A 13,582-nucleotide genomic window follows, 5' to 3' on the forward strand; every position below is an offset into this window, starting at 1 on the left:
GGCTCAGTCGCCGTCACCGCCGCCGTCATCCATGTCGTCTGCGGACGACTCTCTCCGGGTACCTGCATGACGACGTGGCTGGGCCCTTGGCCCGCGCTGACGGCGCCGTTTCGCGCCAGTGATATAAAAAAGTATGGATAATGGCAGTGCGCAATAAAACGCGAACGTCATGATGCCGGCCACGACGGTCGGTTCGGTCGCCGCCATGAGTACCACAACGTATATCCAGGCAATGGCAACGATCCACATGCTGTAGTTCCTTGTTGTAGTTCCTGGTTGAAGAGACGCGATTCTAACAACGGATGCCCACATGAACATGCCCGATCCACAAGCGCTTGCCGCTGCCTGGTTGTCCCAATGGTCCGATCCTGCCGCATGGCAACCCTGGATGACGATGATGTCCACCATGCCCGCCATGCCCGCCCCGGGCGGCGCCAGTCCGCTGGCCGGCTTCCTGAAAGATGCCGGCGCCGGCATCGATACGGCGCGCATGGAAGCGATCCGCGACGATTATCTCAAGAAAGCAACGCAGCTGTGGCAAGACGTCATGCTGGGCAAGACGCCCGAGTTGAGCGACCGGCGCTTTGCCGCAGCCGAATGGCGCGGCAATCCGCTGTCGGCGTTCTCGGCCGCCTCGTACCTGCTGAACGCCGAATGCATGATGGCGATGGCCGATGCGGTCGAGGTGGGCCCGCGCGAGCGCCAGAAGCTGCGATTCTCGGTCCAGCAGATGATCGACGCGATGTCGCCCGCCAACTTCCTGGCGACGAATCCGGAAGCGCAGCAGCACATGATCGAGACCCAGGGCGAAAGCCTGACCAAGGGCTTGAGCAATATGCTGACCGACCTGCAGAAGGGCCGCATTTCGCAATCGGACGAAACGGCGTTTGAAGTGGGGCGCAATGTCGGCAACACGGCCGGCCAGGTCGTGTTCGAAAACGACTTGTTCCAGCTGATCCAGTACACGCCGACCACGGCGAACGTCCACAGCGTGCCGCTGGTCATGATCCCGCCGTGCATCAACAAGTTCTACATCCTCGACCTGCAGCCCGAGAATTCGCTGGTGCGCTACGTGGTGGAGCAGGGCCATACGGTGTTCATGGTCTCCTGGCGTAACCCGGACCGCAGCCAGTCGCATCTGCGCTGGGACGATTACGTCGAAGATGGCGCGATCCGAGCACTTGACGTCGTCGCCCAGATCACCGGACAAGAGAAAGCACATGTGTTTGGCTTCTGCGTCGGCGGCACGATCGCCGCCACGGCGTTGGCCGTGCTGGCCGCACGCGGCCGCCAGCCGGCCGCTAGCCTGTCGCTGCTGACCACGCTGCTGGACTTTTCGGATGCCGGGGTGCTCGAAGTATTCATCGATGAAACCCAGGTGGCGCTGCGCGAGCAGAAGCTCGCCGCTGGCGGCCTGATGCCGGGCCGTGACCTGGCCACGACGTTCTCGTCGCTGCGCCCGAACGACCTGGTCTGGAATTATGTCCAGCAAAACTACCTGAAGGGCAAGGAGCCACCGGCGTTCGATCTGCTGTACTGGAATGCCGACAGCACCAATCTGCCGGGGCCGATGTTCTGCTGGTACCTGCGCAATATGTACTTGGAAAACAAGCTGAAGCAACCGGGCGCGCTGACGGTGTGCGGCGTACCGGTCGACCTGGGCGCCATCGACGCGCCGGTATTCGTGTATGGCTCGAAGGAAGACCATATCGTGCCGTGGACGGCGGCATTTGCCTCGATGCAGTTGCTCAATCCCCGTAACCCGAAAGCGAACCGCTTTGTGCTGGGCGCGTCGGGCCATATTGCTGGCGTCATCAACCCGGCTTCGAAAAACAAGCGCAGTCACTGGGTCAATGACAAAGGCGGCAAGTCGCGTCCAAAGACGGATGCCGCCTGGTTCGAGAGTGCTGCAGAGCACAAAGGCAGTTGGTGGCCGGCGTGGGCCAGCTTCCTGGCGGAGCACGGCGGCGCGCAGGTGCCGGCCCCTGGCGCCGCTGGCAGCAGCGACTATCCGCCATCCGAGCCAGCGCCAGGGCGTTACGTGCAGGTCAGGGGCGACTAGCTGCCCACTGCATGTATTGACAGAAAAGCCATGCTTGTGGTGCATCTGGTAATTGCTGCAACTGCCACAATTGCGTGGTAAGGTGTCTGTTATCCCCCACGGTCGAACCGGTCGTGGGTCGGGTGGAGACGAGCCGGCCACGCCGGCCAGAATAATCATAAGTGCGCGGCTCACGAAGCGGCGCCGCAAACCATGGAAACAGAGATGAGTAGTGTGAAGAAGAGTGCAGAACGCCTGATCAAGAAATACCCGAACCGTCGCCTGTACGACACGCAGACCAGTTCCTACATCACGCTGTCGGACGTCAAGCAGCTGGTGCTGGATGCCGACGACTTCACTGTGGTCGATGCCAAGAGCAGCGAAGACCTGACCCGCGCGATCCTGCTCCAGATCATTCTCGAAGAAGAAGCCAACGGCGTGCCGATGTTTTCGAGTTCGGTGCTCTCGCAAATTATCCGCTACTACGGCCATGCGATGCAGGGCATGATGGGCTCGTACCTGGAAAAGAACGTCCAGGCCTTCACCGACATCCAGCACAAATTCACCAGCAACGCTGCCGGCGCCATCGAGGGCAAGCCATTCAGCCCCGAGATGTGGACCCAGTTCATGAACGTCCAGGGTCCGATGATGCAGGGCATGATGAACAACTACATCGACCAGAGCAAGAACCTGTTCATCCAGATGCAGGAACAGATGCAGAGCCAGAGCAAGGCGATGTTCGGCGTGTTTCCGTTCCCGGGCATGACCCCACCGCCCACCGACAAGAAATAAACCAGCCGGTATTGGGGCAGCAGGGCCTCACCTTCGAGGCCCGGTTCAGGTACAATCGCGGATTGCCCAAACACTTTTCCGCTGCCCATGACTGAACTTCGTCGTAGTCCTTCCGCCAACTCTAGCAGCCTGGCTGCCGCAGCCAAGGCGCCTGGCGTCATCATTCCGGCACCCATGCCCGGCGTGATTGCGCCGAAGGTCGGCTTTGTCTCGCTTGGCTGCCCGAAAGCGCTGGTCGATTCCGAGCAGATCCTGACCCAGTTGCGCGCCGAAGGCTATCAAACCGCCAACTCGTACGATGGGGCGGACCTCGTGATCGTCAATACCTGCGGCTTCATCGACGCCGCCGTGCAGGAGTCGCTCGACGCCATCGGCGAAGCACTGGCCGAAAATGGCAAGGTGATTGTCACCGGCTGCCTGGGCGCCAAGAAGGATGCGGCAGGCGACGACATCATCACCAAGGTGCACCCGAAGGTGCTGGCCGTGACCGGCCCGCATGCGCTGGCCGAGGTGATGGACTCGGTCCACCTGCACCTGCCGAAACCGCACGATCCGTTCATCGACCTGGTGCCGGACCACGGCGTGAAGCTCACGCCGAAGCACTACGCCTACCTGAAGATTTCCGAAGGCTGCAACCACCGCTGCAGCTTCTGCATCATCCCGTCGATGCGCGGCGACCTGGTCTCGCGCCGCATCGACGAAGTGCTGGTCGAAGCCGAGAACCTGTTCAAGTCGGGTGTCAAGGAACTGCTCGTGATTTCGCAGGACACCAGTGCCTATGGCGTGGACGTCAAGTTCCGCACCGGCTTCTGGAATGGCCGCCCGATCAAGACGCACATGACGCAGCTGGTCGAAGCACTGGGCCAGCTCGCGCGCCAGTACGACGCCTGGGTGCGCCTGCACTACGTCTATCCGTACCCGCACGTCGACCACGCGATCCCGTTCATGGGCGATGGCCACGTGCTGCCGTACCTCGACATCCCGATGCAGCACGCGCACCCGGATGTCCTGAAACGCATGAAGCGCCCGGCCAGCGGCGAGCGCAATCTCGAGCGCATCCTGAAATGGCGTTCGATGAATCCGGACCTGACGATCCGTTCGACCTTCATCGCCGGTTTCCCGGGTGAGACCGAGGCCGAATTCGAGTACCTGCTCGACTTCCTGAAAGAAGCGCAGATCGACCGCCTGGGCTGCTTTGCCTATTCGCCAGTCGAAGGCGCGACCGCCAACCTGCTCGACAATCCGGTGCCGGAAGAAGTGCGTGAAGAGCGCCGCGCGCGCGTCATGCTGCTGCAAGAAGAAATCTCGGCCAAGCGCCTGCAGGCCAAGGTCGGCAAGACGCTGCGCGTGCTGATCGACGAAGTCGGCGCCCGCGAAGCGATCGGCCGTTCGAGCGCCGATGCGCCCGAGATCGACGGCGTCGTGCACATCAAGCGGCCGCTCGTGCCAGGCAAGAGCAAACTGGTCGTTGGCCAGTTCGCCGATGTCGTCATCACGAAGGCCGATGCGCACGACCTGTGGGCCAATCCCGTCTAAGCCATTGACCCCATGAGCGCCAAGTCGATCCAGACCACGCTGGTGCATAGCGACTATGTCGCACCGGCGGGGTTCGACGCCTTCCCGCCGGCGACGCACCGCGCTTCGACCGTGCTGTTTGCGAACACGGCGGCGATGCGCGCGAGCCAGTGGACAGACAAGACCGCCTACACCTACGGTTTGCACGGCACGCCGACCACGTTCACGCTGGAAGGCAAGCTGGCCGAGATCGAGGGCGGCAACCATTGCCTGCTCACGCCGTCGGGCCTGGCGGCGATCGCGATGGTCGACTTCGCGCTGCTCAAAAGCGGCGACGACGTGCTGTTGCCCGAGAACGTCTACAACCCGAACCGCGAACTGGGCCGCTGGCTCAGCGCCGATTTCGGCGTCACCGCGCGCTACTACGATCCGTTGATCGGCGCCGGCATCGCTGCGCTGATCCAGCCGAACACCAAACTGCTGTGGGCCGAGGCGCCCGGCTCGGTGTCGATGGAAGTGCCGGATCTGCCGGCGCTGTGCCACGCGGCGCATGAGCGGGGCGTGCTGGTGGCGCTCGATAACACGTGGTCGGCGGGCCTGGCGCTGCGCGGGTTCGATCTTGGCGCCGACATCGTCATGCATGCGCTGACCAAATACCAGTCCGGTGGCGCCGACCTGTTGATGGGCGCCGTGATCACGCGCGACCGCGCGCTGAACGATCGGCTGGCGCTGGCGCACATGCGCCTGGGCCTTGGCGTGAGCCCCGACGATGCGTATCTGGTGCAGCGCGGCTTGCCGACGATGAAGATGCGCTTCGAGCGGCACGACGCCAGCGCGCGCGAGCTGGCCGCCTGGTTCAAGGCGCGGCCCGAAATCGCAAAGGTGCTGCATCCGGCATTCGAGGATTGCCCGGGCCATGCGTTCTGGCAGCGCGATTTCACGGGGGCGGGCGGCTTGTTCTCGGTGGTGTTCGACACACGCTTCGACGAGGCGCAGGTCGATCGCATGGTCGATGCGCTGACGCTGTTCGGCATCGGCTACAGCTGGGGCGGGCCCAACAGCCTCGTGATGCCGTACCGGGTCACCAGCTTGCGGAATCGGTGGGCGGGCGGGGTACTGGTTCGCTTCAATGTGGGTCTGGAAGACCCTGCCGAGCTGATCGCCGATCTGGCACGGGCTTTCGACGTGTTGTGACATGAAAAATGGGGCCACTGGCCCCATTTTTTACACCGGCATCGCGCGGTTGTTGTTCAAATCAATGAAGCCGCGGATCAGGCGATAGGCTTTCCAGATCCATGCGACGGGCCACACCACCCACGCGGCGGGAATGCCGATGATGGTGGCGAACAGCACCGCGCCAACCGCCATCCACACCACGTACCACCAGAACGAGCGGATCATCCACGTGTGGTGGGTGTAGACCATCGTGCCAACGGTTTCCGGGCGCTTGATGTAGTTGACGATCACCGGCACGATCGACAGCATGCCGAGAGAAAAGAAGAACGTCAGCGCGTGGATCACATACAGGATGCGCGCCCAGTGCTTGTTGTCTTCGACGCCTCGTTCCAGAATCAGTTCTTGCGACATACCGTCTCCTCGTGCGGGGACACCCCCCTTTGTTGCCATTGTAGCAGCACGATCCGCGGTCGCTACCGCGCCGCTTTACCCGATGTGCTGGCGCACCCAGGCGCTCAGGCGTACCGCATCCATTGCGCCGGACTGGCGCGCAATTTCGCGGCCACCCTTGAACAGCGCCAGCGTCGGGATGCTACGGATCGCAAAGCGCGCCGAGAGGTCCTGCGCGCGCTCGGTGTCCACCTTCAGCAGGCGCACGGCCGGCTCGAGCTGTCCGGCTGCCTGCGCATACGCCGGCGCCATCATCTTGCACGGGCCGCACCATTCGGCCCAGAAGTCCACCAGCACCGGAATATCGTTGCGGCCGATATGACGGTCGAAGCGCGCGCTGTCGACGTCCAGCGGACGTCCCGTAAACAGCGGCTGCGCGCATTTGCCGCAGGTTGGCGCATCCTGCAGGCGCGACTGCGGCATGCGGTTGACGGCGTCGCAGTGCGGGCAAACGATGTGGGTTGGTTCGGTCATGCTGGCTTCCTCCGTTCGATACGATGTTCTTATTGTAAGCGGGGCCTGGTCTGCACGTCGCCTGCACGTCGCCAGCGCTTCCATGCGCCGCCCGCTGCCTCCGCTCGCTAGAATGGTTGCAATAATACAAATGAGACGATCGTATGCCTGAGCAGAATATGCCTGGCCGCCTGCTGGTCGGTTGTGCCGGCTGGAGCCTTGCAAGCAAGGACTTCGCCGCGTTTCCGGCAGAGGGAAGCCACCTCGAACGCTACGCCGCCGTGTTTCCGGCCGTGGAAATCAACTCGTCGTTCTACCGGCCGCACAAACCCGAAACCTATGCGCGCTGGGCCGCCAGCGTGCCCGAACACTTCCGCTTCGCGGTCAAGGTGCCGCGTGCGATCACGCATGACGCCAGGTTGCGGGATGTCGATGCGTTGCTTGACCGGTTCCAGGGCGAAGCCGGCATGCTGGGCGACAAGCTGGGCTGCCTGCTGGTACAACTGCCGCCGCGCTTCGGTTTCGATGACGTGCTGGCGCATGCATTCTTCGGGCAGGTGCGTGAGCGTTTCGGGTGCAGCATTGCGTTCGAAGCGCGTCACGCGAGCTGGTTTTCGGAATCTGCCACGGCGACGCTGCGCGAGTGCGGCATTGTGCGCGTCATCGCGGATCCTGCTGCTGGCCAGCCGGGGGAGCACGAACCGACGAGCGATACCCAGGTCTACGTGCGCCTGCACGGCGCCCCGCGCATCTATTATTCGGCGTATCCGGGCGAGGAAATCGCCCGCTGGCGCAGCCGCATCGATCGCGATGTTGCGGCGGGCCGCACGGTGTGGTGCATCTTCGACAATACAGCGGAGGGCGCGGCCGTGCCCAATGCGCTCGAATTGATGGGGCACGAAGTGGGGCCATCGGGCGACCAGGGCGGGGTAGAATCTGCGGGTCGAAACGTCACCGTGCCATCCGAGTGAATGCATCCACCGCCGTCCAGTCAGAGCCGGGCCCGCCTGCAGGCCCGCAGCCTGCCGCCGCGCCCCTGCGCGTCGAGTGTCCGCCGGGCGCCTGCGTCTGCGATCGGGCGCGCGTTCTGGCTGACCCGGAACTGGATCAGCGCCCGTTGATGATCACGCGCCAGCAGGAACTCAAGCTGATCGAGAGGATCGAGCGCGTCGACAGTCTCGCGGACCTGCAGCACGTGCAGGGGCTGATCCACAAGAACATCGGCGCGACACTGCATATCGCGCCGGGGCCAAACGAGGTGCGCAGCGTGCGCGGCATCGTGATCGTGCTCGAAGACCGGCCTGGGTTGTGCAAGAAGGTACGGCAATCGGTGCCGGCTGCAGTGCGGCGGTGCTTGAGCATGCGCCCAGAAATCGCCTGGGCAATTCTCGATGCGCATGATTTGTTTGGCAGTTAATCGCCAAGCACAGCGACACATCACGAAGAAAGATTACATGTTCAACGAATGCAGATGGCTTCACACGCCACCCGAATGCCAGATCGACCACGACACGTTAAAAGTCATCACCAGCGAGAACACGGACTTCTGGCGCATCACGCAATACGGTTTCATTCGTGATAACGGCCACTTCTTCGGCAAACCTGTCGACCATGCATTCACCGCCCAACTACATGTACGCGCGGACTTCCAGGCCTTGTACGACCAGGCTGGCTTGATGGTGAGAATCGACGAGACCCGCTGGATCAAGATCGGTGTGGAGTTTTCGGACGATCAGCTGATGCTCAGCACCGTGCTGACGGATGAAAAATCCGACTGGGCCGTGATGCCTGCACCGCCCATCAGCGACGGCTTCTGGATCCGTGTGACCGTTGGGAATGGCACCGTCCGGGCGCAATATTCAATGGATGGCACCGTGTGGCCCTTGCTACGCCTGGCACCGTTCCCCGTCGCGGATCGCTACCTCGTTGGTCCCATGTGCTGCACACCGCAACGTGGCGGTCTCGAGGTAGTGTTCAGCAAGTTCTCGGTACAGCCAGCTCTGCAGAAAGATTTGCACGATTTGTCGTAGTGCAAGGCCATGGCACAGCCGGGGTCAGGTCTGACATTTGGACACGAGCCCAGCTTTCTTCACTTTCAATGGGGTCTTGAGCAGCACCAGGATGGCCTGATTCCGGCTGATTCCGCTTACCGGATTGTCGAGATCGTGTCCGAATGTCAGACCTGACCCCCGCTTTGCTGCATGAAAAAAGCCGGCATCGGCCGGCTTTTGTTGCGCACTATCTGCGGTACGGGAAGTGCGTCCCAATGCCGCCGCCCCAGCCCCGGCCACGATGGCCGCGCCAGCTGCTGCGGCCGAAGTCGAAGCCAAGCCCGATCGAGATCGGTGGATACCAGTAGTTTGGCTGTTCCACATACACCGGCTGTGGCACGTAGACCGGCTGCTGCTGGATGTACACCGGTTGTTGCTGGACATACACCGGTTGCTGCGGCGTGTAGTAGGGCGTGGAATAGCTGGTCGCAGGCACTGGGGTCGACGTCACCGTGCTGCCGCCCGAAGATGCCACGCGCGCGCCCGTGCCGATCGGCACTGGCGTCACCGACACGACGCGCCACTGGCTGGGGTCTGCCGGTTGGGCATAGCCTTGATTGCTGTAATAGGGGCCGGGCGCGGCGCAACCGGCCAGCGCGCCCAGTGACACAATAATGATCGCAAGATTTTTCATGGCACTCCTCCTGATCAAGCCATCATACGAGCTTGCGCACAAGGCGGCGCACGGTTTTACACGCTGTTACAGCCTGCAACCAACCGTATATATGCGTGGACACCCATCAGGCCAGGATCGTCAGCAACCCATCCAGCCCGGAAAAGTTCAGCGCCACATCGGCCTGCGCGCGCACGACCGGCTTGGCGCGAAACGCCACCGACAGTCCGGCAATGCCCATCATCTGGAGGTCGTTGGCGCCGTCGCCCATGACGACGGCCTGCGATGGCGAGACGCCCAGTTCAGCACACACACGTTCGACGGTGCGCTTCTTTTCCTCGGCATCGACAATCCCGCCGACCACGCGGCCGGTCAGCTTGCCATCTTCGATCTCGAGCACGTTCGCATGCGTGTAATCCAGTCCCAGACGCGCGCCGAGGCGCTCGGTAAAGAACGTGAATCCGCCCGACACCAGCAGCGTCTTGATGCCGGCCGCCTGCACAGCCTTGAGCATTGCCTCGCCACCCGGCGAGATGCGCAGCCGCTCGTCATACACCCGCTGCAGCGCGCCCGCGTCCAGCCCCGCCAGCAGGGCCACGCGGCGCCTGAGGCTTTCCGAGAAATCGAGCTCGCCGCGCATTGCCGCCTCGGTGATCTCGGACACTTGCGGCTTGAGGCCCTGCATGTCGGCGATTTCGTCGATGCACTCGATCGTGATCAGCGTCGAATCCATGTCCATCGCCACCAGACGCACGTCGCCCAGCGAGCGGCCTGCGGCGATGAAGGTGGCGTCCACACCAGCCTCGAACGCAGCGGCATCGATACGCTCTTTCAGCTCGGCGGAAAACGCCACGCCTTCGCAGCGCAGCGCATGCGCGCCCACGTCCGTGCTGCGTTGCGCATTGGCCAGTTGCGCCAGGCGCGCCAGCGTGGCGGGATCGGCCTGCGGGCCTTGCAGCACCAGATTCATCGTCGTGTTCATGCGAGTAGTTGTTTGATGGTCTGTTTGATCTGGTTCACGCGCGCCGACAGGTCGGGCATGCTGGCCGTGATGCGCAGCTTGTCCTGCCCGGCCAGCTTGACGTGGCGGTTCTTCTGGATCAGCGTGATGATCCTGATCGGATCGATCGGCGGCTTTTCCATGAATTGCAGGCTCGCCGCTTCGCCATGGGCGTCGATCTTGACGATGCCCACGGCCTTGGCGGCGATGCGCAACCGGTGCGTCTCGACCAGCGCCTTCACGGGCTCCGGCAGCTTGCCGAAGCGGTCGATCAGTTCTTCCTGCATGCTGTCGATACGGTCCGCGCTTTCGCAATTGGCCAGGCGCTTGTAGATCGACAGGCGCTCGTGGACGTCGCCGCAGTAGTCGGCCGGGAGCAGGGCGGGCACGTGCAGATTGATCTCGGTGGTCGACGACAGCGGCGCGGCCAGGTCGGGTTCCTTGCCGGCCTTGAGCGAGCGCACCGCCTCGTTGAGCATGTCCGAATACAGCTGGAAGCCGATCTCCAGCATCTCGCCGGACTGGTTCTCGCCGAGAACCTCGCCCGCGCCCCGGATTTCCAGGTCGTGCATCGCCAGGTAAAAGCCGCTGCCCAGTTCTTCCATCTGCTGGATGGCGTCCAGGCGGCGCTGCGATTGCTTGGTCAGGTTCTGCACGTCGCTCACCAGCAGATACGCATATGCCTGGTGGTGCGAGCGGCCCACGCGCCCGCGCAGCTGGTGCAGCTGCGCCAGGCCGAACTTGTCGGCGCGGTGCATGATGATCGTGTTCGCGGTCGGCACGTCGATGCCGGTTTCGATAATGGTCGTACACAGCAGGATGTTGAAGCGCTGCGCCACGAAGTCGCGCATGACTTTTTCGAGGTCGCGCTCGTGCATCTGGCCGTGCGCCACGCCGATGCGTGCTTCTGGCAGCAGTTCCTGCAGCATCGCGCGGCGGTTTTCGATGGTATCGACTTCGTTGTGCAGGAAGTAGATCTGGCCACCGCGCTTGAGTTCTCGCAGGCAGGCCTCGCGGATGATCGAGCCGTCTTCGCTCCGCACGAAAGTTTTGATCGCCAAGCGCTTTTGCGGCGCGGTGGCGATGATCGAAAAGTCGCGCAAGCCTTCCAGCGCCATGCCCAGCGTGCGCGGGATCGGCGTGGCGGTGAGCGTCAGCACATCGACTTCGGCGCGCAGCGATTTCAGCGCTTCTTTCTGGCGCACGCCGAAGCGGTGTTCTTCGTCGATGATCACCAGGCCCAGACGCGTGAACTTCACGTCGGGCGAGAGCAGCTTGTGGGTACCGATGACGATGTCGAGCGTGCCATCGGCCATGCCCTTGATCGCGTTGTTGATCTCTTTGCCGGTGCGAAAGCGCGACAGCTCGGCGATCTTCACGGGCCAGTCGGCAAAGCGGTCGGCGAAGGTCTGCGCATGCTGCTCGGCCAGCAGCGTTGTCGGCGCCAGGATCGCGACCTGCTTGCCGCCCATGACGGCGATGAAGGCGGCGCGCAGCGCGACTTCGGTCTTGCCGAAGCCGACGTCGCCGCACACAAGCCGGTCCATCGGGCGGCCCGACGTCATATCCTTGATGACGTTGTGGATCGCCTCGGCCTGATCGGGCGTCTCTTCGAAGCCGAAGCTCTGCGAGAAGTTTTCGTAGTCGACGTTCGAATATTCGAACGCGTGGCCCTGGCGCAGCGCGCGCCGCGCGTACAGGTTCAGGAGTTCGGCGGCGGTGTCGCGTACCTGCTCGGCCGCCTTGCGTTTGGCCTTTTCCCACTGGCCCGAGCCGAGCGAATGCAGCGGCGCGTCTTCGGCCGCCGTGCCCGAGTAGCGGGCGATGACGTGCAACTGCGAGACCGGCACGTACAGCTTCGTGTCTTTCGCGTATTCCAGGTGCAGGAACTCGGTCTCGCCCTCGCCCAGGTCCATGCTGGTCAGGCCCATGTAGCGCCCGATGCCGTGGTTGATGTGCACGACCGGGTCACCGATCTTGAGCTCGGACAGGTCGCGCACCATCGACTCGACCTGGCTCGTTGCTTCCTGCTTCTTCTTGCCGGCGCGCCGGCCCGAACCGGCATACAGCTCGGTCTCGGTGATGAAGACAAGGTGACCGGCGCCCGCATCGAGCAGCTCGAAGCCAGCCTGCAGCGGCGCCACGCCCAGCGCCAGGCGGGCGTCGCTTGCGCGGAAGCCCTCGAAGCCTTCGACCGGCGTCAGATCGAGTCGGTATTCGCTGAAGTACTGCTGCAGCGTTTCACGCCGGCCCGCTGAATCTGCGCAGATCATCACGCGGGTGTCGCCGCGCTCGAGATAGGTGCGCAGGCTGGCCAGCGGATCGTCCAGGCGTCGGTTGACGGCGACATCGGGAATCGGTGCGGACAGCTCGGACGCCGGTGCCAGCGGGTCGCGCGCGATGTTCCAGCGGCCGTGCGGCTTGATGCAGGTGAAGAACTGCTCGGCGCTCAGGAACAGTTCGGTCGGTTCGAGGATCGGGCGCTCACGGTCGCTTTTCAGGAAGCGGTAGCGCGACTCGGTGTCCATCCAGAAACGCCCGATGGCGCCATCGATATCGCCGACCAGTGCCAGCGACGCGTCGTCGGGCAGGTAATCGAGCAGCGTCGACGTCGAATCGAAGAACAGCGGCAGGTAGTACTCGATACCGGCCGCGGCGATGCCGTTGCCGATGTCGCGGTAAATCGGCGAACGTGACGGATCGCCCTCGAAACGTTCGCGCCAGCGGCCGCGAAAGCCTGTTCTTGCCGCTTCGTCCATCGGGAATTCGCGGCCCGGCAGCAGGCGCACTTCGCGCACCGGGTACAGCGAGCGCTGGGTGTCGGCGTCGAACGTGCGGATCGATTCGATCTCGTCGCCAAACAGGTCGAGCCGGTAAGGCAGGACGGAGCCCATCGGGAACAGGTCGATCAGGCCGCCGCGCACCGAGTACTCGCCCGGCGACATCACCTGCGACACGTGCGTGTAGCCGGCCAGCGTCAGCTGCGCCTTGAGGCGCGCTTCGTCGAGGCGCTCGCCCTGGCGGAAGAAAAAGGTGTAGGCCGCCAGGAACGACGGCGGCGCCAGGCGCACCAGCGCCGTGGTCGCCGGCACGATCAGCACGTCGCACTGGCCGTTGCGGATCTCGTGCAGCGTGGCCAGGCGTTCGGACACCAGATCCTGGTGCGGCGAAAACGCATCGTACGGCAGCGTTTCCCAGTCCGGCAGCAGGTGGCAGGCCAGCTTGCCATCGGCGAACCACGGGATTTCATCGAGCAGCCGCTGGCCGTCGCTGGCATTGGCCACGACGACCGTGAGCATCTGGCCCTGGGCCTTGAGAGCAAGGGCGGCAACCGCCAGCGCATAGGCGTCGGACGAACCGTGAAGGAGCGGCAGGACGAAACGATGGCCTGCTTTGGGGAGGTGTTTCTCGAGGTCGAAAGGCATGCCGCGTGCTTGAGGTATCCGTGAAAAATGCGCTGGAAAGTGGAGGTCAATTATAGTCGAACGCGC

At 63.4% G+C, this 13,582-nt stretch carries 13 protein-coding genes; 7 read left to right on the forward strand and 6 right to left on the reverse strand.

Annotated elements, in window-relative coordinates; genetic code table 11:
- Positions 1-3 precede the first annotated feature (3 nt).
- Positions 4-249, reverse strand: coding sequence for a hypothetical protein (locus AC56LY_RS06985; RefSeq protein ID WP_499577776.1), 246 nt, complete (start codon positions 247-249; stop codon positions 4-6).
- A gap of 61 nt (positions 250-310) precedes the next feature.
- Here AC56LY_RS06985 and phaC point away from each other — a divergent pair, with 61 nt between their 5' ends.
- From phaC to AC56LY_RS07005, 4 genes are all read left to right on the forward strand, one after another.
- Complete coding sequence (phaC, locus tag AC56LY_RS06990; protein ID WP_499577777.1) at positions 311-2,062, forward strand: class I poly(R)-hydroxyalkanoic acid synthase; 1,752 nt, start codon at positions 311-313, stop codon at positions 2,060-2,062.
- A gap of 204 nt (positions 2,063-2,266) precedes the next feature.
- The gene (gene phaR, locus AC56LY_RS06995) at positions 2,267-2,833 is read left to right on the forward strand and encodes a polyhydroxyalkanoate synthesis repressor PhaR (RefSeq protein WP_183551781.1); all 567 of its coding nucleotides are present in this window, start codon (positions 2,267-2,269) and stop codon (positions 2,831-2,833) included.
- A 174-nt stretch (positions 2,834-3,007) separates the two neighbouring features.
- On the forward strand, positions 3,008-4,369 hold the full coding sequence (rimO, locus tag AC56LY_RS07000) for a 30S ribosomal protein S12 methylthiotransferase RimO (protein WP_258837865.1): 1,362 nt from the start codon (positions 3,008-3,010) through the stop codon (positions 4,367-4,369).
- A 12-nt stretch (positions 4,370-4,381) separates the two neighbouring features.
- Positions 4,382-5,542: a cystathionine beta-lyase gene (locus AC56LY_RS07005; RefSeq protein ID WP_499577779.1), complete on the forward strand. Its 1,161-nt coding sequence runs from the start codon at positions 4,382-4,384 to the stop codon at positions 5,540-5,542.
- Positions 5,543-5,572: 30 nt separating this feature from the next.
- On the opposite strand, the gene AC56LY_RS07010 is transcribed toward AC56LY_RS07005, so the two are convergent.
- Entirely contained in the window at positions 5,573-5,935 is a 363-nt protein-coding gene (locus AC56LY_RS07010; protein WP_499577781.1) for a DUF4870 family protein, read from the reverse strand.
- A gap of 75 nt (positions 5,936-6,010) precedes the next feature.
- The gene (trxC, locus tag AC56LY_RS07015) at positions 6,011-6,448 is read right to left on the reverse strand and encodes a thioredoxin TrxC (RefSeq protein WP_499577782.1); all 438 of its coding nucleotides are present in this window, start codon (positions 6,446-6,448) and stop codon (positions 6,011-6,013) included.
- A gap of 143 nt (positions 6,449-6,591) precedes the next feature.
- Here trxC and AC56LY_RS07020 point away from each other — a divergent pair, with 143 nt between their 5' ends.
- Genes AC56LY_RS07020 through AC56LY_RS07030 form a run of 3 tightly spaced genes read left to right on the forward strand, consistent with a single transcriptional unit; the run spans position 6,592 to position 8,457 of the window.
- Positions 6,592-7,398 carry a DUF72 domain-containing protein gene (locus AC56LY_RS07020; RefSeq protein ID WP_499577785.1) on the forward strand — a complete coding sequence of 269 codons (807 nt, stop codon included), beginning with the start codon at positions 6,592-6,594 and terminating at the stop codon, positions 7,396-7,398.
- Positions 7,395-7,844, forward strand: a complete 450-nt coding sequence (locus AC56LY_RS07025) for a hypothetical protein (protein ID WP_499577788.1) — start codon at positions 7,395-7,397, stop codon at positions 7,842-7,844. Before AC56LY_RS07020 ends, AC56LY_RS07025 begins: the two co-directional genes overlap by 4 nt.
- Before the next feature lie 37 nt (positions 7,845-7,881).
- Complete coding sequence (locus AC56LY_RS07030) at positions 7,882-8,457, forward strand: DUF1349 domain-containing protein (RefSeq protein ID WP_499577793.1); 576 nt, start codon at positions 7,882-7,884, stop codon at positions 8,455-8,457.
- A gap of 208 nt (positions 8,458-8,665) precedes the next feature.
- Here AC56LY_RS07030 and AC56LY_RS07035 read toward each other — a convergent pair whose 3' ends face one another.
- The 3 genes from AC56LY_RS07035 to mfd form a co-directional block, all read right to left on the reverse strand.
- Positions 8,666-9,112 (reverse strand): hypothetical protein, encoded by a 447-nt coding sequence (locus AC56LY_RS07035; RefSeq protein ID WP_499577795.1) that lies wholly within the window; start codon positions 9,110-9,112, stop codon positions 8,666-8,668.
- 106 nt (positions 9,113-9,218) lie between these two features.
- Positions 9,219-10,061, reverse strand: a complete 843-nt coding sequence (gene serB, locus AC56LY_RS07040; RefSeq protein ID WP_499581978.1) for a phosphoserine phosphatase SerB — start codon at positions 10,059-10,061, stop codon at positions 9,219-9,221.
- 8 nt (positions 10,062-10,069) lie between these two features.
- Positions 10,070-13,516 (reverse strand): transcription-repair coupling factor, encoded by a 3,447-nt coding sequence (gene mfd / locus AC56LY_RS07045; protein WP_499577797.1) that lies wholly within the window; start codon positions 13,514-13,516, stop codon positions 10,070-10,072.
- Positions 13,517-13,582: the final 66 nt, after the last annotated feature.

The sequence above is a fragment of the Telluria sp. ZT3P25 genome, from assembly GCF_059685895.1.

Excerpts from the sequence above, each read along its gene's own strand:
- AC56LY_RS06985 (WP_499577776.1), bottom strand. The coding sequence starts at position 249 with ATGTGGATCGTTGCCATTGCCTGGATATACGTTGTGGTACTCATGGCG.
- phaC (WP_499577777.1), top strand. The coding sequence starts at position 311 with ATGAACATGCCCGATCCACAAGCGCTTGCCGCTGCCTGGTTGTCCCAA.
- phaR (WP_183551781.1), top strand. The coding sequence starts at position 2,267 with ATGAGTAGTGTGAAGAAGAGTGCAGAACGCCTGATCAAGAAATACCCG.
- rimO (WP_258837865.1), top strand. The coding sequence starts at position 3,008 with ATGCCCGGCGTGATTGCGCCGAAGGTCGGCTTTGTCTCGCTTGGCTGC.
- AC56LY_RS07005 (WP_499577779.1), top strand. The coding sequence starts at position 4,382 with ATGAGCGCCAAGTCGATCCAGACCACGCTGGTGCATAGCGACTATGTC.
- AC56LY_RS07010 (WP_499577781.1), bottom strand. The coding sequence starts at position 5,935 with ATGTCGCAAGAACTGATTCTGGAACGAGGCGTCGAAGACAACAAGCAC.
- trxC (WP_499577782.1), bottom strand. The coding sequence starts at position 6,448 with ATGACCGAACCAACCCACATCGTTTGCCCGCACTGCGACGCCGTCAAC.
- AC56LY_RS07020 (WP_499577785.1), top strand. The coding sequence starts at position 6,592 with ATGCCTGAGCAGAATATGCCTGGCCGCCTGCTGGTCGGTTGTGCCGGC.
- AC56LY_RS07030 (WP_499577793.1), top strand. The coding sequence starts at position 7,882 with ATGTTCAACGAATGCAGATGGCTTCACACGCCACCCGAATGCCAGATC.
- AC56LY_RS07035 (WP_499577795.1), bottom strand. The coding sequence starts at position 9,112 with ATGAAAAATCTTGCGATCATTATTGTGTCACTGGGCGCGCTGGCCGGT.
- serB (WP_499581978.1), bottom strand. The coding sequence starts at position 10,061 with ATGAATCTGGTGCTGCAAGGCCCGCAGGCCGATCCCGCCACGCTGGCG.
- mfd (WP_499577797.1), bottom strand. The coding sequence starts at position 13,516 with ATGCCTTTCGACCTCGAGAAACACCTCCCCAAAGCAGGCCATCGTTTC.